The organism is Actinoplanes cyaneus (assembly GCF_016862095.1).
GTDB classification, from domain to species: Bacteria; Actinomycetota; Actinomycetes; order Mycobacteriales; family Micromonosporaceae; genus Actinoplanes; species Actinoplanes cyaneus.
This window is the reverse complement of sequence record NZ_BOMH01000037.1, coordinates 67,995-84,430: the sequence shown is the minus strand read 5'-3', so window position 1 is coordinate 84,430 and position 16,436 is coordinate 67,995. Positions and strand designations below refer to the sequence as shown.

The window sequence follows — 16,436 nt, the reverse complement described above, 5'->3', positions numbered from 1 at the left end:
TCAGACGGCGGTGCAGCTCACCGCCGGGACCGCGTTGGTGCCGTTCCACGAGCCGAGGAACCCGAAGGACGTGCTGGCGGCCGCGCCGAGGCTGCCGTTGTAGTTCACGTTCTTCGCGGTGACCGACGTGCCGTTCCTGGTCACGGTGGCGCCCCAGGCGTTGTTGACGACCTGGCCATTGGCGTACGTCCAGGTCACCGTCCAGCCGGAGACGGCCGCGTTGCCGGCGGTCACCTTGACCTCGCCCTGGAAGCCGCCCGGCCACTGACCCGTGATCGTGTAGGCCGCCGAGCATCCCTTGCTGCCCGTCGACGGTGACGACGACGGTGACGAGGACGGCGAGGAGGGCGAGGATGACGGCGACGACGGGGACGAGGATCCCGTACCCCCGAAGATCGTCGCCTGTTTGGCCGTGGCGGTGATGCCGTTCGGGCCGTCGAAGAGCCGGTGGTACCAGGTGGTCTTCTGATTGACGTCGTAGTTGAGCACCAGGTCCAGGATCGGGTCGGTGTTGCCCGACCAGGACCAGCCGAGGTAGCCGATGTCCCGCTTGACCGCCTCGGCGAGCACCGTCTGGTCGTCGACCTGGCTCGAGTCGAACTGCCAGCCGAACTCACCGATGATCAGCGGCCAGCCCTTGGCCTTGAACGCGTCCAGGTACGACGTGATCGTGGACGCCTGCGCGTACACGGCGTACATGTGGATCGAGAGCACGGTGTTCTTCCGGGTGTCCGCGTCGAGCACGGCCTGCCCGTTGTCGCGCATCACGTTCTGCCAGTCCTGGCCCCAGTTCGGGGCGTCGATCACGAGCAGGTGCTGGAAGCCGTTGTCGCGCATCTTCTTGACCGCCGCGACGGTGGCGGCGGTCCACTGGGCGGGGTTGGTGTTGCCGATCGGCTCGTTGCCGATGTTGATGGCGACGTAGTCCTCCTGGCCCTGCAGGACGCTCTTCAGGCTGATCCAGTAGTCGGCGGCCTGGTCCAGCGTGTACGCCGCGCTGTCCTCGCCGTACCCGGTGGTGTCGTGGTCCTCGAGGACGCAGATCAGCTTGTTGGCCTTGCAGAGGGAGATCACGTTGGCGACGTCGCTCGCGCTGTTCGCGGTCCAGCGGCCGCCGCTGAGCACGACCCGGACGGTGTTCGCGCCGGTCGCCTTGATGTTGGCGAAGGAGCTGGTCTGGCTGGTGTACCAGGTGTGCGCGTGGTTGACGCCACGCATGACGAACTTGGTGCCGTTGGCCTCGTAGATGTCGGTGCCGACGACGTGCAACCCGGTGGCGGCGTAGGCCGGGTTGCCGAGCGCGAGGACGGCGCCGGTGGCGGCGAGCAGGGCGGCACAGAGTGCGACGAGAATTCTTCGCATGGTCTGCCTCCCCTTTCTGGGGATCGATGGGGGTGATTCGGGAGCGCTCCCATCAGGGTCCAGATGTTTCTTCATTTGGTCAAGATAGTCACGGCGGCATTTCCGGCAGCGCTGGCCGGGCGCTCCTCCGACTGCCGTGACCTCGGCGCGCCGGGATCGTGAGCCGCGCAGCCGCCTGCGATCATGGGCGGTCATGTGGATCCCCTCCGACGCCGAGATCCGGCAGCTGCACGAACGCGTCGCGCCCACCCCCGAGGCCCTCGACCTGGTCTGGACACACTGCGCGATCGTCTGCCGGATCGCCGAACAGCTCCTGGCCCGGCTCGACCTGGACGTGAACGCGGACCTGGTGCGCGCCGGCTGCCTGCTGCACGACATCGGCGTGTACCGCCTCTACGGCAGCGACGGGACACCCGACTTCTCCGCCTACATCCGGCACGGGTTGCTCGGCCACGAGCTGCTGCGGGCCGAAGGCTTCCCGGAACATCTGGGCCGCTTCTGCTCCTGCCACACCGGGGTCGGCGTGACCCGCTCCGACATCGTGGAACAGGGCCTGCCGCTCCCGCCCGGCGACTACGTGGCCGAGACGGGGGAGGAGCGGCTGGTCATGTACGCCGACAAGTTCCACAGCAAGAAGACCCCGCCGGTCTTCGTCTCCGCCGCTACCTACACGAGCAGCGTGGCCCGCTTCGGGCCGGACAAGGCGGCCCGCTTCGCCGAGATGGTCGCCGAGTACGGCGAGCCCGACCTGCTCTCGCTGGCCGAGGAGTACGGGCATGCCCTGATCTGATCGGCCACTGCCACCGGTCTGGTGGTTTCCGGCCGGGTCACGGTGTCTTGTGCGCGATGGCGAGCCGGTTCCGGTACTGCTTGGTGATCTCTCCGTCGTAGACGTCGTCGATCAGGTGGGCGAGGCACGCGAACAGGCCGGTGCGTGCCCGCGGCGCCAGGGCGCGATGCCCGGAGTAGGTCATGAGCAGGTCCAGGTACTCGTGAGCGGTGTAGGTCTGCTGCCACTCGTACCGCCGGAACTCGACCGGCCCGAACCGGGCCGACCGATCGAACTCCGCTGCCTCCTCGGCGGTCTCGTCATCACTGGTCAGACGCATGCCGGGCGGTGTCGTGGGGTCGAAGCGCTCGTAGCATCGTTGTGCGTCGGCGAAGAAGGCGGTCGTCCCCCCGGCGATGTGGTGGGTCGAGACGATGCCGAGGGCTCCGCCGGGACGCAGCAGGTCAGCTGCCTTGATCATGCGCACGTCGGGATCGAGCCAGTGGAACGCGGTCGCGGAGAGCACCGCGTCGAAGCTTCCGTCCGAGGGCTGCCACTCCTCGAACGCCGCCGCGACGACGCTGACGTTCGGGAATGGTGCGAGGTTGCGCCGGGCGACGGCGGCCAGGTCCGGGCTGAGGTCCATGGCGACGACCTGGCATCCCAGTCGTGCCAGGGGCAGGGTCGCCTGGCCGGTGCCGCATCCGATCTCCAGCACCCGAGCGTGTGGACCGAGACCGGCGAGCGTCGCGAGGTCGGTGAACAGCTGGGCGGGATAGGTGGGACGGCACCGGTCGTAGAGTTCGGCGTCCTGGCCGAACGTGGTGCGCAGCATTTCCCGGTTGGTGTCGGCCATGTTGCTGATCATCCCTTCGCATCGAACGGGCTGGGCTGATCTAGCGGGGCGGAATCACACGGTAGGGCACCGGGGGCGGCACGGGGGAGTGCGGTCAGGAGACGCGGTCGGTGGCGGCGTCGGCGAGGGCGAGCAGCACGGAACGGCCCGGCTCGTCGAGGTCGGCGGTGTCCAGCGCGGACAGGGAGCGTTCCAGCAGCTCGCCGATCAGCCGCTCGACGGCGGTGAGCGCCCCGGTGCCGGCGATGACCTCGCGCAGGGTGCCGACGCCGGTGCCGTCCAGTTCCGGGTCGCCGAGCAAGGCATTCAGGATCTTCTCCTGTACGGCGTCGGCCCGCTCGTACGCCAGCGCGATCAGCACCGTGCGTTTGCCGTCGCGCAGGTCGTCGCCGGCGGGCTTGCCGGTGCGGGCGGGGTCGCCGAAGACCCCGAGCACGTCGTCGCGCAGCTGGAACGCCTCGCCGAGCGGCAGCCCGAACGCGGACAGGCAGGTCAGCAGGTCGTCGCCGGCGCCGGCGAGCAGGCCGCCGAGCAGTAGTGGGTGCTCGACGGTGTACTTGGCGCTCTTGTAGTGCACGACCCGGCGGGCCCGGCGCAGCGCGTCCCGGTGCGGCGGGCCGGCCGTGGCCTGGTCCAGCAGGTCCAGGTACTGCCCGCCCATCAGCTGGGTGCGCATGCGGTCGAAGATCGCGCGGCCGCGGGCCAGTGCGGCCGGGGGCAGGCCGCTGCCGGAGTAGAGCGCGTCGCTCCAGGTCAGGCACAGGTCGCCGGCGAGCACAGCGGCGGAGTTCCCGAAGTGCCCGGCGTCGCCGCCGCCGCGGTGCAGGGCCGCGAACCGCCGGTGCACCGCGGGGGCGCCGCGCCGCGTGTCGGAGCCGTCCATGACGTCGTCGTGGATCAGGGCGGCGGCCTGCAGGAACTCCAGGGCCGCGGCCGCTGTCACGATGCCCGGCCCGTCGGGTGCGCCGGCCGCGCGCCAGGCCCAGTAGCAGAACGCGGCGCGCAGCCGTTTGCCGCCGTCCATCAGGTCCGCGACGTAGCGCACGAGCGGCTCGCAGTCGTCGCTGACCTCGTCCAGGACCTGACGTTGGCGGTCGAGGTGCGCTTCGACGGTGGCGCGGACCCGGTCGCGCAGGTTCTCCGTGTCCAGCGGTCCCGGCCGGCTCATCGCGGGACCGCGCAGGCGCCGGCCCTGACGGCGGTGCCGTCCATGCCGATCGTCGCGACCCGGGGTCTGCCCATCGCCGGGTCCGGTCCGAGGTGCGGGCCCATTATCTCTGCCGTCATGAATCTTGTTATACAAGTAGTTAGATAATCTTGCTACCCGGAGGCCTTATGATCTCGTCGTGACCAGTCGGCGACACCACCAGCCCAGCGACCTGGCCCTGGCCGTCCGGGAGATGCTGCAGGCCAACAGCGAGGCGACGCACAGCCTCGCCGACCGGCTCGGGGTGGGCGTCACCGACGCTGTCGCGCTGGACCACCTGCTCAGCAGTGAGAACGGCCTCGGCCCGACCGAGCTGGGTCAGCGGCTGCGGATCCGCTCGGCGTCGGCGACCACCCTCGTCGACCGGCTGCACGCCTCCGGGCACGCCGAGCGGGTGCCGCACCCCTCCGATCGGCGGCGGCAGACGGTGGTGGCGACCGACAGTGCGTACGAGCAGGTGCTGGTCGCTCTGAAGCCTCTGCTCGACCGCATCGAGCAGGCCGCCGCGCGGCTCAGCCCGGACCAGGCCGAGGTCACCGGGGCCTTCCTGCGCGAGGTCACCGCCGCGATGCACGATTACGCCACCGGCCCGCAAGCAGGCGCACGTCCTGGCCCGCAAGCCTGACCGGAAGGCTCGCGGGCCCGGCCGGAAGGCTCACGTCGCGAACGGCGGGGCCGATGAGGCACGGTATGCGGGTCTCTTCACGGGTGTGGCACCGGGCGCCGGGCGCCGTGCCGCACGTCGGTCCGCGCCGGCGCGGCACGGTGTGGCTGATGGTGGCCGCCGCGCTGATGGTGCCGGCGGGCAGCGCGGCGGCCATCACGCGGCTGCAGCAGAGCGCTGCGCGCCAGGCCGAGGTGCGGGTGTCGCTGGCCGAGCTGGAGATCGCCGCCTGGCGGCAGAACTCGCTGCGCTCGCGGGCGATGCTCGCCAAGGGCATGCCGGCCGCGCTGGCGCGGTCGCGCGACGAGGTCGACCGGGCTGTCGACGCCATCGGCGCCGACTTCGAGCGGCGCGATCCCGGCGAGCGGCACACCCGCGCGGTGCAGGACGCGTTCCGCGCCTACGACACCGCTGTCGACCGTGAGTTCGACCTGCTCACCGCCGGTGACCTGCTGGCCGCCGAACGGGTCGCGGAGTACCAGGCCGATCCCACCTTCCGGGCCCTGCTGACGACGCTGGACGCCGCGTCGGGGCATTACGCGCGGCTGGAGAGGCAGAGCAGCGGGCAGGCCCGGATCGGCACCGTGCTGATCCTGTCGCTGGCGGCGTGCATCATCACCGCGCTCGTCGGGCAGGCGCACCGCATCCGCGGCCGGGCGTTGCGCCGGGCCACGCACCAGGCCACCCACGACGCGCTCACCGGGCTGCCCAACCGGGTCTGGCTGCAGGACGGCCTCGCGGCCGCGAGCGGCGACGCGACCGGCGCCGCGCTGGTGCTGATCGACCTCGACCGGTTCAAGGAGGTCAACGACACGCTCGGGCACCAGTACGGCGACCAGTTGCTGATCGAGGTCGCCCGGCGGATGCGGGACACGCTGCGAGACGGCGAGACGGTGGTCCGCCTCGGCGGCGACGAGTTCGCCGTCCTGCTGCCCGGCGTCACCTGCGCCGACGACGTCGCCGCGGTCGCGACCCGGCTGCACGAGGCGCTGCGGGAGCCGTTCGAGCTCGGCGGGCTGAGCCTGTCGGTGACCGGCAGCATCGGCGCGGCGCTCTATCCGCAGCACGGCACCACCCCGGACCAGCTGCTGCAACGCGCCGACATCGCGATGTACACCGCCAAGGCCAGGCGCACCGGCTACACGATCTTCGACCACAGCCAGGACAGCACCGACCCGCGCCGGCTCACCCTCGCCGGCGACCTGCGCCGCGGCATCGACCAGGGGCAGCTGCTGCTGTACTACCAGCCCAAGGTCGACGCCCGGACCGGTGCGGTGCTCGGCGCCGAGGCGCTGGTCCGCTGGCGCCATCCGGAGTACGGCCTGATCCCGCCCGACGACTTCATCCCGCTCGCCGAGCACACCGGCCTGATCGGCCCGCTGACCCGGTTCGTGCTCGCCGAGGCGCTGCGGCAGGCCCGTGCCTGGCGTGACGCCGGCCACGAGCTGGGCGTCGCGGTCAACGTCTCCGCGCACGGGCTGCTCGACCTGGCCCTGCCCGTCGAGATCGCCGCCCTGCTGGAGCACTGCGGGGTGCCCGCGCGGCTGCTGACCGTCGAGATCACCGAGACCGCGATCATGACCGACCCGGAGCGGGCGTTGCGGGTCGTGCGGGAACTGCACACCCTGGGCGTACGGCTGTCGATCGACGACTTCGGCACCGGGTACTCCTCACTGGCGTACCTGAAGAATCTGCCGGTCCAGGAGTTGAAGATCGATCGCTCCTTCGTCAGCGGCATGACCACGAGCGACCGGGACGCGGTGATCGTGCGATCGACCGTCGATCTGGGCCACAACCTGGGGCTGCGGGTGGTCGCCGAGGGGGTCGAGGACGACGCCACCTGGCGGCAGCTCGACGCCGCCGGCTGCGACGCCCTGCAGGGTTACCACATCTCCCGCCCGGTGGCCGCCGACGAGTTCGGCACGTGGCTCGCCGGCTGGGACCGCACGGCGGCGGCGGGTCCGGTCACCGCGGCGTGACGGCGCGCTCGGCGTCGCGGGCGAACGCCCGGATCGTGGCCCCGAACGCGGCCCGGCCCGCGAGGGCGACCACAGGCCCGGCGTGCCGGGTGATCCGGTGCGGGACGACGGTCACGTCCTCGATCCAGGCGACGCGGCAGTGCCCGCCGGGCAGCGGCGTGACCGTGAACCGGGCCCGGCCGTGCACCACCCGGCCCGACTTCTCCACCTCGCAGTGGCCCGGCGCGGCGCCCGGGTCGTTGCCGGCTGGTGGCTGCCACGCCACCACGGTCATCGGGTCGTCGAACGCCAGCGGGCCGGCACCGGTGCGGGCCACGAAGCGCGCGCCGACGCCGCCCGGGTGCGGGGTGAGGACCCGCACCGAGGTCAGCGGCACCCAGTCGCCGTGCCGTGGCCAGTCCACGAGGACGGCCCAGGCGGTGGTGGCCGGCGCGCGGACATCCCTGGCGACGGTGAAGCGGGCCATCGGTGTACCTCCGGTCAGACGGTCTCGACAGCAAGAGTAGAACGCGGAAGGAAAGTTGCGTCGATTTGCATGTCGATTCGGGTGCGAGGGAACATGAGTCCAGGTGACCCGGCCACATGATCGGCCGGACGAGAGCGGGACGGTGACGTGCTCGATGAGTACCTTGACGGCTCACTTCGATCTGCCGCTGGACGGCGCCGCGCCGGGCTGGGCACGCAGCGCGGTGACGGCGGTGCTCGGCGGCTGGGGGCTGCGCGACCGGGCGTGGCTGGACGACGCCGCGGTCGTGATCAGTGAACTGGTGACCAACGCCGTGCGGCACGGGGGCGGCGAGGTCGTCGTGAGCGTGGAGGCGTACGGCAGCCAGGTCATCATCTCGGTCGCGGACGGCTCCTCCGTGGTGCCACGGCCCCGCGAGCCCGACGGCACCGGCGGCCTCGGCCTGCGGATCATCGAGAAACTCACCGATCGGTGGTACGTCGAGCCGTACGAGGGCGGCAAACGTGTCCGCGCCGAGCTGCCGCTGTGCCCGGGCAGCCCGGTGACCGCGGAGGGGACGAGCAGGACGGAGCCGGCATGAGGATCACGACGAGTCACGACGACAGCGGCGTCACGCGCCTCGTCCTGACCGGGGATCTGGACATGGCGACCACCGGGGTCCTGGACGACTCGGTCGCGGCGGCGCTGGCCGCGACGAGCCCGCGCCGGTTGGTCGTCGACGCGGCGGGGCTCGGGTTCTGCGACTCCTCGGGCATCCACGCGCTGGTCCGCGCCCGGGACAGCGCGCAGCGGCACGGGGCGTCGTTCGTGGTGGACGAGCCGACCGGGATCGCCCGCCGGGCCCTGGAGATCACCGGCCTGCTCGGCGTGCTGACCACCGTCACCACCGTGGACGGCCAGTGACCGCGGAGCCGGACCGGCCGTCGGCGGCACGTCCGGCGCCGCATCGGTGCGGTCGGGCCGTCCCCCGTACGCGGGATGGTTTGAAATAGCCGATCTGGTTTACCTTCTTTCTGACAGGCCGCTCCCAGTGGCGTGAGGATTCTCTTGCGCCGGCCGTGAATGAGAAAAGGCATCCGCTCCGTCGTCCGGAGTGGGTGCCTTTTCGTGTCTGCCGGAAAAGAATGGTGTCGCGGATCCGACCGGTTGATCCGTTCAAGCAGCGCGAAATGGACATTGGTAACGTATCGGCCCCGCTCACTGGATCAGGGGAAAAGGCTCTGATCGACTTGAATTGCACCGGCCGGATAGCGATAAGGTCTCGCCGCAACGCTATTGCTGATGGCGATTCCTCCTTTGCCGAAAGGGCCGTGATCTTGGCTGCCGCCGTCATGATTTCCATTTCTGTCGTGCTCTCCGCGTTCGCCGCGGTGACGCTGTGGTGGACGATGCACGCCTGGCGCACCCCGGAGACCCTTGCGGCCACCCGGTTCGCCGAACCGGACGGCGACCACCGGGTCACGTTCTCCCTGCTGGTGCCGGCCCGGCACGAGCAGGCCGTGCTGGAGCACACGGTGCAGCGGCTGCTGCGCTCCACCCACCAGGGCTACGAGATCATCCTCATCGTCGGCCACGACGACCCGGAGACGGCCGCGGTGGCCCACCGGGTCGCGGCCACAGCACCGGACCGGATCCTGGTCGTCACCGACCACAACGAGGTGAAGAACAAGCCGCGCGCGCTGAACACCGCCCTGCCCTACGTGCGCGGCGACGTCGTGGGCGTCTTCGACGCCGAGGACCAGGTCCACCCCCACCTGCTCGAACACGTCGACCACGCGTTCCGGGCCACCGGCGCCGACGTCGTCCAGGGCGGCGTCCAACTGATCAACTTCCATTCCAGCTGGTTCAGCCTGCACAACTGCCTGGAATACTTCTTCTGGTTCCGCAGCCGGCTGCACCTGCACGCCGACAAGGGGTTCATCCCGCTCGGCGGCAACACCGTCTTCGTCCGCACCGACGTGCTGCGCACCGCCAACGGCTGGGACGGCACCTGCCTCGCCGAGGACTGCGACCTGGGCGTGCGCCTGTCCAGCCGGGGCGCCAAGGTGGTCGTCGCGTACGAGGCCTCGCTGGTCACCCGGGAGGAGACCCCGGACAGCATCGGCAGCCTGCTCAAGCAGCGCACCCGATGGAACCAGGGCTTCCTGCAGGTGCTGCGCAAGGGGGAGTGGCGGCGCCTGCCGTCGTTCCGCCAGCGGCTGCTCGCCCGCTACACGCTGACCGGCCCGTTCCTGCAGGCGTTCTCCGGGCTGGCCATCCCGGTCGGCATCGGCGTGGCACTGTGGGCCGACCTGCCCGTCGGCATCGCCCTGGCCACGTTCGTGCCGGTGGTGCCGATGCTCGCCAACATCGCCTTCCAGACCGTCGGGCTGCGCGACTTCGGCCTGCAGTACGGACTCAGGATCCGGCTCCGGCACTACGCGTGGCTGATCCTCGGGGCGTTCCCGTACGCGCTGATCCTCAGCGGCGCCGCGCTGCGAGCCGTCTGGCGGGAGTACACCGGCCGGCGCAACTGGGAATTGACCGCGCACGTCGGGGCCCACCTGCACACCCCGGCCCCGGCGCCCGAGGCCGGTGTCGCCGCGTGACGCTGCTGCAGCTCGTTCCCCGACGTACCGAAATCCCGGCCGAACCGGAACAACCGGCCACCGCGCGCCGCCGCCGGGGCCGCAACCCGGAGACCTGGCTCGCGCTGTCCCTGACCGCACTGGTGGTGACGGTCATGGCGATCAACGTCACCGGCTTCCCGGGCGCCAGCGACGACGAGGGCACCTACCTCGCGCAGGCCTGGGCGGTCGCGAACGGCAAGGGCCTGGCCCACTACACCTACTGGTACGACCACCCACCGCTGGCCTGGATCCAGCTCGCCGCCCTGTCCTGGCTGCCCGGCCTGTTCGGCGTCGACAGCCCGGCGGTCGCCGCCGGGCGGATCGCGATGCTGCCGGTGATCGCGGCCAGCCTGATGCTGGTCTACACGATCTGCCGCCGGATGGGCATGGCCGTCTGGTCGTCAGCGGCCGCGTTGCTGACCTTCGGCCTGTCACCGCTCGCGGTCACCATGGACCGCGAGATCTACCTGGACAGTTTCGCGGTTGCCTGGATGCTCGGCGCGCTCGCCCTCGTGCTCTCCCCGCGGCGGCACCTGTGGCACGTCACCGCGGCCGGCGCGGCCACCGCGATCGCCGTGCTCAGCAAGGAGACCATGCTGGTCACCGCCCCGGCGGTGGTGGTCGCGCTGTGGCAGAACGCGGCCCGCACCTCGACCCGGCCGTGGGCGATCGGCGGCTACGGCAGCGGGGTCGTGCTGGTCGGCGCGTTCTACCCGCTCTACGCGCTGCTGCGGGGCGAGCTGTTCCCCGGCCCCGGGCACGTGTCGCTGATCGGCGCCTGGCAGTTCCAACTCGCCAGCCGCTCCGGATCGGGCAGCATCTTCAGCCCGGGCTCCGGCGCCAACGAGCTGCTGCATTCCTGGCTGTTCTACGACCCGGTCATTCTCGTCGCCGGAATCGTCGCGACCATTGCCGTTCTTCCCGTACGGCGATTGCGCCCACCGGCCGTGGCCGCCGTGATCCTGACCCTCGTCGCCCTGCGGCCCGGCGGTTATCTGCCGGCCATGTACGTCGTGCAGATCCTCCCGTTCTTCGCGATCACCATTGCCGCCGCCCTCGACCAGGCCGCGGCGCTCGCCCGGAGATGGCGCTGGGCGCACCCCGCCACGCTCGCCGTTCTCGCCGTGCTGGCCGCGACCCTGGTCGCCCCGCGCTGGTGGGCCGGCAACCTGCGCGCCCTGACCGCCGACGACAACGCGGGATACGCCGCGGCCGCCGACTACCTGCGCACCGCCGTGATCGACCGGGCGAACACCACCGTCGTGGTCGACGACGTCCTCTGGCTCGACTGCGTCAAGGCCGGCTACCGGCAGGAGAAGGTCATCTGGTTCTACAAGCTCGACCTGGACCCGGCCGTCCAGGCGACGCTGCGGCACGGCTGGCGCGACGTCGACTACCTCGTCTCCACTCCGGCGCTGCGGCAGGACCCGGCCGCGCTGCCGACCGTGAACACCCTGCTCACGAACTCGACCGTGGTCGCCGCGTTCGGCCCCCAGCAGGGCCGCATCGAGGTCCGCCGGATCAACACATCGGAGAAGAGCTCATGACCCTGGCCCCGGACGACCGCCACACCGCCCGCGCGGTGGTGCACTCGCCGATCCGCGCCACCGTCACGCCCGGCGAGAAGACCGTCCCGCTGCAACAGCGCGGGCCCGGCCGGACCCGAGCCGTCCTGCCCGGGCAGATCGGGGTCCGCGACGCCCCCGGCACGCTGCGGCAGAGCATCATCGTGCCCACCTACAACGAACGTGACAACGTGGTCGCGCTGCTGGAGCGCCTCGCGGCCGCGCTGCCGCACACCGAGACCGAGATCGTCTTCGTCGACGACAGCACCGACGGCACCCCCGAGGTGATCGCCGAGGTCGCCCGCGACTACCCGATGGCGGTCACCGTCCACCACCGCGACGAGGGCGCCGGCGGGCTCGGCGGCGCTGTCGTCGAGGGCATGCGGATCGCCCGCGGCGAGTGGGTCGTGGTGATGGACGCCGACCTGCAGCACCCACCGGAGATCGTTCCCGGCCTGATCGCGGCCGGCCTGCGCGACGGCGCCGACCTGGTCGTCGGCTCCCGCTACGCCGGTGGCGGCAGCACCGGCGGGCTCGCCGACGGCTACCGCAAACTGGTCTCGCGCGGCTCGACGATCCTGGTCAAGACGCTGTTCCGCCATCAGCTGCTGTCGGTCAGCGACCCGATGAGCGGCCTGTTCGCGATCCGGGCCAGCTCGCTCGACGCGGGGCAGCTCCGGCCGCTCGGCTACAAGATCCTCCTCGAGCTGATCGTGCGGAACCGGCCCGGGCGCATCGTCGAGGTGCCGTACACATTCCAGCCCCGGCACGCCGGCGAGTCCAAGTCGACGGTCTCCGAGGGGCTGCGGTTCCTCAAACACGTCGGGCGGCTGCGCCTGGGCAGCGGCCGGGCGCGGATGCTCGGGTTCGGCCTGATCGGGCTCTCCGGGCTGCTGCCCAACCAGGCGATGTTGTGGGCGCTCGTCTCCCTGGCCGGGCTGCACTACGCCCCGGCCGCCATCGCCGCGAACGTCGTCGCGGTGCTGTGGAACTTCGCGCTGACCGACCAGATTCTGTACCGCAATCGCCGGGAACGACGGCTCCCCGCCCGGTTCGGGCGCTTCTTCCTCCTCGGCAACGCCGACCTGCTGCTGCGGATCCCGCTGCTGGCTGTCCTCGTCGACGGCCTGCACACCGGGGTGCTCGCCGGGAACCTGCTGACCCTGGTGGCGTCGTTCCTGCTGCGGTTCCTCATCGCCGAAAAGCTGATCTACGTGGGGCGGACATGACATGACCAGACCAGTGATGAGCCGGCGGGACCGGCTGCGCATCGCCCAGCTGACGGTGCTGGCGCTGGTGCTCTTCCTCGGCCTGCCGCAGCCGCCGGCCGGCGCCAGCGCGAACCTGGTCGGCAACCCCGGCCTGGAATCGCTCGACAGCACCGGCTTCCCGGTCTGCTGGGAGAAATCCGGCTGGGGCTCCAGCGGCTACTCGTTCGCGGTCACCAGCACCGCTCACAGCGGCACGAAGGCGATGGCGGTCACGGTCAGCTCGGCCGGCACCGGCGACCGCAAGGCGATGATGCTCGAGGACACCTCCTGCGCGCCGAACGTCACCCCGGGCCACCAGTACGACCTGTCCGCCTGGTACCGGACGACCACCACGAACACCGTGATGACCGCGTTCCGGCACGACGTCGGGCAGGGCTGGGTCTACTGGACCGACCTGGCGAACCTCGCCCCGGCCGGCGACTGGACGCAGGCGACCGTGCGGACCCCGCAGGTGCCCCCGCACACCGACCAGATCGTCTGGGGCATCACCATCTACGGCGTCGGGACCCTGACGACCGACGACTACGAGATGAACGACGCCACCCAGCCGGCGCCCGAACGGGCCTGCAGTGCCGGGGCGGCCTGCACCAAGGGCGCGTGGGCGGTCATGCCGTTCACCTCCACCGTCCGGGCGATCCACGCGGTCGTGCTCAAGAACGGCGACGTGCTGCTGGTCGCCGGCTCCGGGAACAACCCCGACGACTTCGCGGCCAAGACGTTCAAGTCGGCGATCTACCACCCCGGCACCGGCATGTTCACCACCGTGGCCACCCCGGAGGACCTGTTCTGCTCCGGGCACGTGCAACTGCCCGACGGGCGGGTGCTCGTCATGGGCGGCAACAAGGACTATCCCGCCGCCGACGGCAGCCACGGATACAAGGGGCTCAAGAACTCGTACGTCTTCGACCCGGCCACCAACGCCTACACCAGGGTCAACGACATGACCGCCGGCTCGTGGTACCCGTCGGCGACCGCGATGGGCAACGGTGACGTGATCAGCCTCGGCGGCCTCGGCGAGGACTCCAACGGCACGGTCGCCACCCAGTACTTCTCCAACGCCCAGCAGCGCTGGCTCGGCCTGAACGAGGCACACCAGACCTGGAACTTCTGGGGCCTGTACCCGTCGATGATCCTGATGCAGGACGGGCGGCTCTTCTACACCGGCAGCCACGTCTTCGGCAACGGCCTGCCCGGCACCGGCGCCAGCATCTACGACTACACCGCGAGCACCATCACCGCGGTCGACGGACTCCGCAAGAAGGACGAGCGCGACCAGTCGATGAGCGTGCTGCTGCCCCCGGCCCAGGACCAGAAGGTGCTGACCATGGGCGGCGGCAACATCGAGACCAACCCGGACGCGCACCGGCTCACCGACCTGATCGACCTCAAGCAGGCCAACCCGGCCTACACGGCCGGCCCGCCGCTGCCCGGCGGCACGCTCACCGGTGGCACGCCGCAGACCGCGGCGCAGGGCAAGATGTACGTCTCCGCGGTGCTGCTGCCCGACGGCAAGGTCTTCGAGACCGGCGGCGGCCTGCACAACCGGGCCGACCCCGTCTACGAGGCGTCCATGTACGACCCGGCGGCCAACACGTTCACGCCCGGCATGGCCACCGACCCGGTGCCGCGCACCTACCACTCGTCGGCGTTCCTGCTGCCCGACGGCCGGGTCATGGCGGTCGGCGAGAACCCGGGCAACGGCACGTTCGACATGCGCGTGTCGGTCTACTCCCCGCCGTACCTGTTTCGGGGCGCCCGCCCGCACATCACCGGCATCTCCGGCACGCAATGGGCCTACGGCTCGCAGCAGAGCGTCACCGTCGACGCGCCCGTCCTCAAGGCCGAGCTGATCCGCCCGGCCGCGGTCACCCACTCCAGTGACCCGAACCAGCGGTTCGTCGACCTGCCCCTGACGGTCGACGGCACCACGATCGGCCTGAACCTGACCAGCAACCCCAACCTGGCCCCGCCCGGCTGGTACATGCTGTTCGTGGTCGGCACCAACGGTGTTCCATCGGTAGCGAAGTGGGTGCACGTCGGATGAGCCGTCTCCGTTACACCGGGATCGCCGTCGCGGCGCTGGCCCTCGGCGGCGCGGCCGCCTGGACCGTCGTCACCACGCACGACGCGCCGGCACCGTCGTTCGTGACCGCGCCCGCCGCGGAACAGGGCGCGCTGCCGGCCGCCACGCCCTCGGGCCGGCGCTCCGATCACACCGATCGTGCCGGTCACCGTGCGGTGGCGCCGGTCCCGGCCGCGCCGGCGACCTCCCCGGGCACGGCCGCCGGACGGCCACGCACCCATGGCACTCCGGCGCCGTTCGTGCAGACCTTCGCCGCGCAGCCGGGCCGGGCCCGGATCAAGCCCGGCAAGTCGCCGAAGACGCCGGTCAGGGTGGCGCCGATGGTCGACGGCTGCGACCGCAACTACGGCACGAAGGCGCAGTGCGTCCCGATCAACTACCCGAAAGGCGTCACGGACCGGTGCGCCTGGCTGACGGCGCACGGCTTCACCCGGGTCGCCGTCGTCGGCAAGGACCGGCAGCACCTCGACCCGGACCACGACAAGATCGCCTGCGACTGATCACTTCCGGTCGCCGGAGCCGCTCCCGGCTCCGGCGACCTGCACCACCACGCCGTTCGCTCCCGGCCGCTTCCGGTCCTTCTCCGCCGATTCGCGCGTACGGCCGGAGTCAGCGCTGCGCCTCGAAATGCTCCTTCATCGACGGGTAGTAGTCGTCGAAGCTCGGCAACGCCGTCCCGTCCCGGGAAGCGACCAGCGCGTCCAGGTAGAACTCCCACCCCGGCCCGACCTCCCCGACCCCGTCCGTGCCGGTCAACTGCTGCGTGAACCGCAACTCGGTCACGCCCACCGTCTCGGTCAGCACCATCTCCACCTGCCAGCGCCCGTCGTCCTCACCCGCGGAGACCGCCAGCCTCGACGGCGGCTCACACGCGTCGACGGTCAGGTCGAACCACGGTTTGCCCTCCTCCAGGACCATCTGCACCTTGATCGTCCGCCCCGGCCCCGCATCGCCCTCCCAGGGCCCGAACCAGCGCGCCGTGCGCCCCGGCTCGGTCAGGCTCGCCCAGACGTCGTCGATCGGGGCCCGGAACGTCCGCGTCAGGACCAGGTCGTTGCCGAACAACCGGCCGGTGGGTGTCGGGCTCATGCGCTCTCCCTCTGTTCTGCCTGCGCCCGTTGCCCGGGCTCATGCGGTTTCTCGCTGCGCTCCGGCTGTGCCCGCCGTTCCCGGCGGGTGCGGTGGACCTCGGTCTCCAGCGCGTCCAGGTGGTGCTGCCACCCGGCCGGCGCGGTCAGCCGCCCCAGCCACCCGGCCAGCTCTTCGAGCGGGGCGGTGACCAGCTCGTACACCCGCCGCCGCCCGTCCGCGGTGTCCCGGACCAGCCCGGCCTCCCGCAGCACCCGCAGGTGCCGGCTCACGGCGGGCCGGCTGATCGCGAACCGCTCTGCGACCTGCCCAGCCGTCAGCCGCTCGTCCCGCAGCATCAGCAGGATCTCCCGCCGCACCGGGTCCGCGACCGCCCCCGCCACCTCGTCCACCCCGAAAGCGTAACCAGTAAGTTACGCATCAGGCGATGCCCCGGTGAACCGGCTACCCCAGGTTTCCGCAGATCCGGCGGACGTATGTGGGGTCAGGGCGCGGTGAGGTGGGCGGGCTCCTTCG

At 71.2% G+C, this 16,436-nt stretch carries 17 protein-coding genes; 10 read left to right on the top strand and 7 right to left on the bottom strand.

The window, feature by feature from the left end; genetic code table 11:
- Nucleotides 1-1,362: a cellulase family glycosylhydrolase gene (locus tag Acy02nite_RS24475; protein ID WP_203744404.1), complete on the bottom strand. Its 1,362-nt coding sequence runs from the start codon at nt 1,360-1,362 to the stop codon at nt 1-3.
- Between the two features lie 193 nt (nt 1,363-1,555).
- Between Acy02nite_RS24475 and Acy02nite_RS24470 the strand changes: the two genes are divergently transcribed.
- Nucleotides 1,556-2,152, top strand: coding sequence for an HDIG domain-containing metalloprotein (locus Acy02nite_RS24470; protein WP_203744402.1), 597 nt, complete (start codon nt 1,556-1,558; stop codon nt 2,150-2,152).
- Nucleotides 2,153-2,189: 37 nt separating this feature from the next.
- Here the strand turns inward: Acy02nite_RS24470 and Acy02nite_RS24465 are convergent, their stop codons facing one another.
- The 3 genes from Acy02nite_RS24465 to Acy02nite_RS47255 all read right to left on the bottom strand — a co-directional run bounded on the left by Acy02nite_RS24465 (nt 2,190) and on the right by Acy02nite_RS47255 (nt 4,274).
- A complete protein-coding gene (locus Acy02nite_RS24465; protein ID WP_203744400.1) occupies nt 2,190-2,987 on the bottom strand; it encodes a class I SAM-dependent methyltransferase in 798 nt (265 codons plus the stop codon).
- A gap of 94 nt (nt 2,988-3,081) precedes the next feature.
- The gene (locus Acy02nite_RS24460) at nt 3,082-4,155 is read right to left on the bottom strand and encodes a polyprenyl synthetase family protein (RefSeq protein WP_203744398.1); all 1,074 of its coding nucleotides are present in this window, start codon (nt 4,153-4,155) and stop codon (nt 3,082-3,084) included.
- Nucleotides 4,152-4,274, bottom strand: a complete 123-nt coding sequence (locus tag Acy02nite_RS47255; RefSeq protein ID WP_264653331.1) for a hypothetical protein — start codon at nt 4,272-4,274, stop codon at nt 4,152-4,154. Before Acy02nite_RS47255 ends, Acy02nite_RS24460 begins: the two co-directional genes overlap by 4 nt.
- Before the next feature lie 59 nt (nt 4,275-4,333).
- On the opposite strand from Acy02nite_RS47255, the gene Acy02nite_RS24455 reads away from it, so the two are divergent.
- Both Acy02nite_RS24455 and Acy02nite_RS24450 read left to right on the top strand, forming a co-directional pair.
- Complete coding sequence (locus Acy02nite_RS24455; protein WP_239175156.1) at nt 4,334-4,819, top strand: MarR family winged helix-turn-helix transcriptional regulator; 486 nt, start codon at nt 4,334-4,336, stop codon at nt 4,817-4,819.
- A gap of 65 nt (nt 4,820-4,884) precedes the next feature.
- Nucleotides 4,885-6,837 carry a putative bifunctional diguanylate cyclase/phosphodiesterase gene (locus Acy02nite_RS24450; RefSeq protein WP_203744396.1) on the top strand — a complete coding sequence of 651 codons (1,953 nt, stop codon included), beginning with the start codon at nt 4,885-4,887 and terminating at the stop codon, nt 6,835-6,837.
- Here the strand turns inward: Acy02nite_RS24450 and Acy02nite_RS24445 are convergent.
- Entirely contained in the window at nt 6,824-7,303 is a 480-nt protein-coding gene (locus Acy02nite_RS24445) for an SRPBCC family protein (RefSeq protein WP_203744394.1), read from the bottom strand. The genes Acy02nite_RS24450 and Acy02nite_RS24445 overlap by 14 nt on opposite strands.
- 154 nt (nt 7,304-7,457) lie before the next feature.
- Here Acy02nite_RS24445 and Acy02nite_RS24440 point away from each other — a divergent pair, with 154 nt between their 5' ends.
- The 7 genes from Acy02nite_RS24440 to Acy02nite_RS24410 all read left to right on the top strand — a co-directional run bounded on the left by Acy02nite_RS24440 (nt 7,458) and on the right by Acy02nite_RS24410 (nt 15,331).
- The gene (locus Acy02nite_RS24440; protein ID WP_203744392.1) at nt 7,458-7,883 is read left to right on the top strand and encodes an ATP-binding protein; all 426 of its coding nucleotides are present in this window, start codon (nt 7,458-7,460) and stop codon (nt 7,881-7,883) included.
- Nucleotides 7,880-8,206 carry an STAS domain-containing protein gene (locus Acy02nite_RS24435; RefSeq protein WP_203744390.1) on the top strand — a complete coding sequence of 109 codons (327 nt, stop codon included), beginning with the start codon at nt 7,880-7,882 and terminating at the stop codon, nt 8,204-8,206. The genes Acy02nite_RS24440 and Acy02nite_RS24435 overlap by 4 nt, the downstream gene beginning before the upstream one ends.
- 428 nt (nt 8,207-8,634) lie before the next feature.
- Nucleotides 8,635-9,891, top strand: coding sequence for a glycosyltransferase (locus tag Acy02nite_RS24430; protein ID WP_203744388.1), 1,257 nt, complete (start codon nt 8,635-8,637; stop codon nt 9,889-9,891).
- The gene (locus Acy02nite_RS24425) at nt 9,888-11,459 is read left to right on the top strand and encodes an ArnT family glycosyltransferase (RefSeq protein ID WP_203744386.1); all 1,572 of its coding nucleotides are present in this window, start codon (nt 9,888-9,890) and stop codon (nt 11,457-11,459) included. The genes Acy02nite_RS24430 and Acy02nite_RS24425 overlap by 4 nt, the downstream gene beginning before the upstream one ends.
- Nucleotides 11,456-12,706 carry a glycosyltransferase gene (locus Acy02nite_RS24420; RefSeq protein ID WP_203744384.1) on the top strand — a complete coding sequence of 417 codons (1,251 nt, stop codon included), beginning with the start codon at nt 11,456-11,458 and terminating at the stop codon, nt 12,704-12,706. The genes Acy02nite_RS24425 and Acy02nite_RS24420 overlap by 4 nt, the downstream gene beginning before the upstream one ends.
- Before the next feature lies 1 nt (nt 12,707).
- Nucleotides 12,708-14,792 carry a galactose oxidase early set domain-containing protein gene (locus Acy02nite_RS24415; protein WP_203744382.1) on the top strand — a complete coding sequence of 695 codons (2,085 nt, stop codon included), beginning with the start codon at nt 12,708-12,710 and terminating at the stop codon, nt 14,790-14,792.
- Nucleotides 14,789-15,331: a hypothetical protein gene (locus tag Acy02nite_RS24410; protein ID WP_203744380.1), complete on the top strand. Its 543-nt coding sequence runs from the start codon at nt 14,789-14,791 to the stop codon at nt 15,329-15,331. Before Acy02nite_RS24415 ends, Acy02nite_RS24410 begins: the two co-directional genes overlap by 4 nt.
- Nucleotides 15,332-15,440: 109 nt before the next feature.
- Here the strand turns inward: Acy02nite_RS24410 and Acy02nite_RS24405 are convergent, their stop codons facing one another.
- A complete protein-coding gene (locus Acy02nite_RS24405) occupies nt 15,441-15,920 on the bottom strand; it encodes an SRPBCC family protein (RefSeq protein WP_203744378.1) in 480 nt (159 codons plus the stop codon).
- A complete protein-coding gene (locus Acy02nite_RS24400) occupies nt 15,917-16,312 on the bottom strand; it encodes a metalloregulator ArsR/SmtB family transcription factor (protein ID WP_203744376.1) in 396 nt (131 codons plus the stop codon). Before Acy02nite_RS24400 ends, Acy02nite_RS24405 begins: the two co-directional genes overlap by 4 nt.
- Between the last annotated feature and the right edge of the window lie 124 nt (nt 16,313-16,436).

Bases quoted from the DNA above. Each gene is read 5' to 3' on its own strand.
- Acy02nite_RS24450 (WP_203744396.1), top strand. From the start codon at position 4,885: ATGCGGGTCTCTTCACGGGTGTGGCACCGGGCGCCGGGCGCCGTGCCG.
- Acy02nite_RS24410 (WP_203744380.1), top strand. From the start codon at position 14,789: ATGAGCCGTCTCCGTTACACCGGGATCGCCGTCGCGGCGCTGGCCCTC.
- Acy02nite_RS24435 (WP_203744390.1), top strand. From the start codon at position 7,880: ATGAGGATCACGACGAGTCACGACGACAGCGGCGTCACGCGCCTCGTC.
- Acy02nite_RS24430 (WP_203744388.1), top strand. From the start codon at position 8,635: ATGATTTCCATTTCTGTCGTGCTCTCCGCGTTCGCCGCGGTGACGCTG.
- Acy02nite_RS24405 (WP_203744378.1), bottom strand. From the start codon at position 15,920: ATGAGCCCGACACCCACCGGCCGGTTGTTCGGCAACGACCTGGTCCTG.
- Acy02nite_RS24445 (WP_203744394.1), bottom strand. From the start codon at position 7,303: ATGGCCCGCTTCACCGTCGCCAGGGATGTCCGCGCGCCGGCCACCACC.
- Acy02nite_RS24460 (WP_203744398.1), bottom strand. From the start codon at position 4,155: ATGAGCCGGCCGGGACCGCTGGACACGGAGAACCTGCGCGACCGGGTC.
- Acy02nite_RS47255 (WP_264653331.1), bottom strand. From the start codon at position 4,274: ATGACGGCAGAGATAATGGGCCCGCACCTCGGACCGGACCCGGCGATG.
- Acy02nite_RS24420 (WP_203744384.1), top strand. From the start codon at position 11,456: ATGACCCTGGCCCCGGACGACCGCCACACCGCCCGCGCGGTGGTGCAC.
- Acy02nite_RS24465 (WP_203744400.1), bottom strand. From the start codon at position 2,987: ATGGCCGACACCAACCGGGAAATGCTGCGCACCACGTTCGGCCAGGAC.
- Acy02nite_RS24415 (WP_203744382.1), top strand. From the start codon at position 12,708: ATGACCAGACCAGTGATGAGCCGGCGGGACCGGCTGCGCATCGCCCAG.
- Acy02nite_RS24440 (WP_203744392.1), top strand. From the start codon at position 7,458: ATGAGTACCTTGACGGCTCACTTCGATCTGCCGCTGGACGGCGCCGCG.
- Acy02nite_RS24470 (WP_203744402.1), top strand. From the start codon at position 1,556: ATGTGGATCCCCTCCGACGCCGAGATCCGGCAGCTGCACGAACGCGTC.
- Acy02nite_RS24475 (WP_203744404.1), bottom strand. From the start codon at position 1,362: ATGCGAAGAATTCTCGTCGCACTCTGTGCCGCCCTGCTCGCCGCCACC.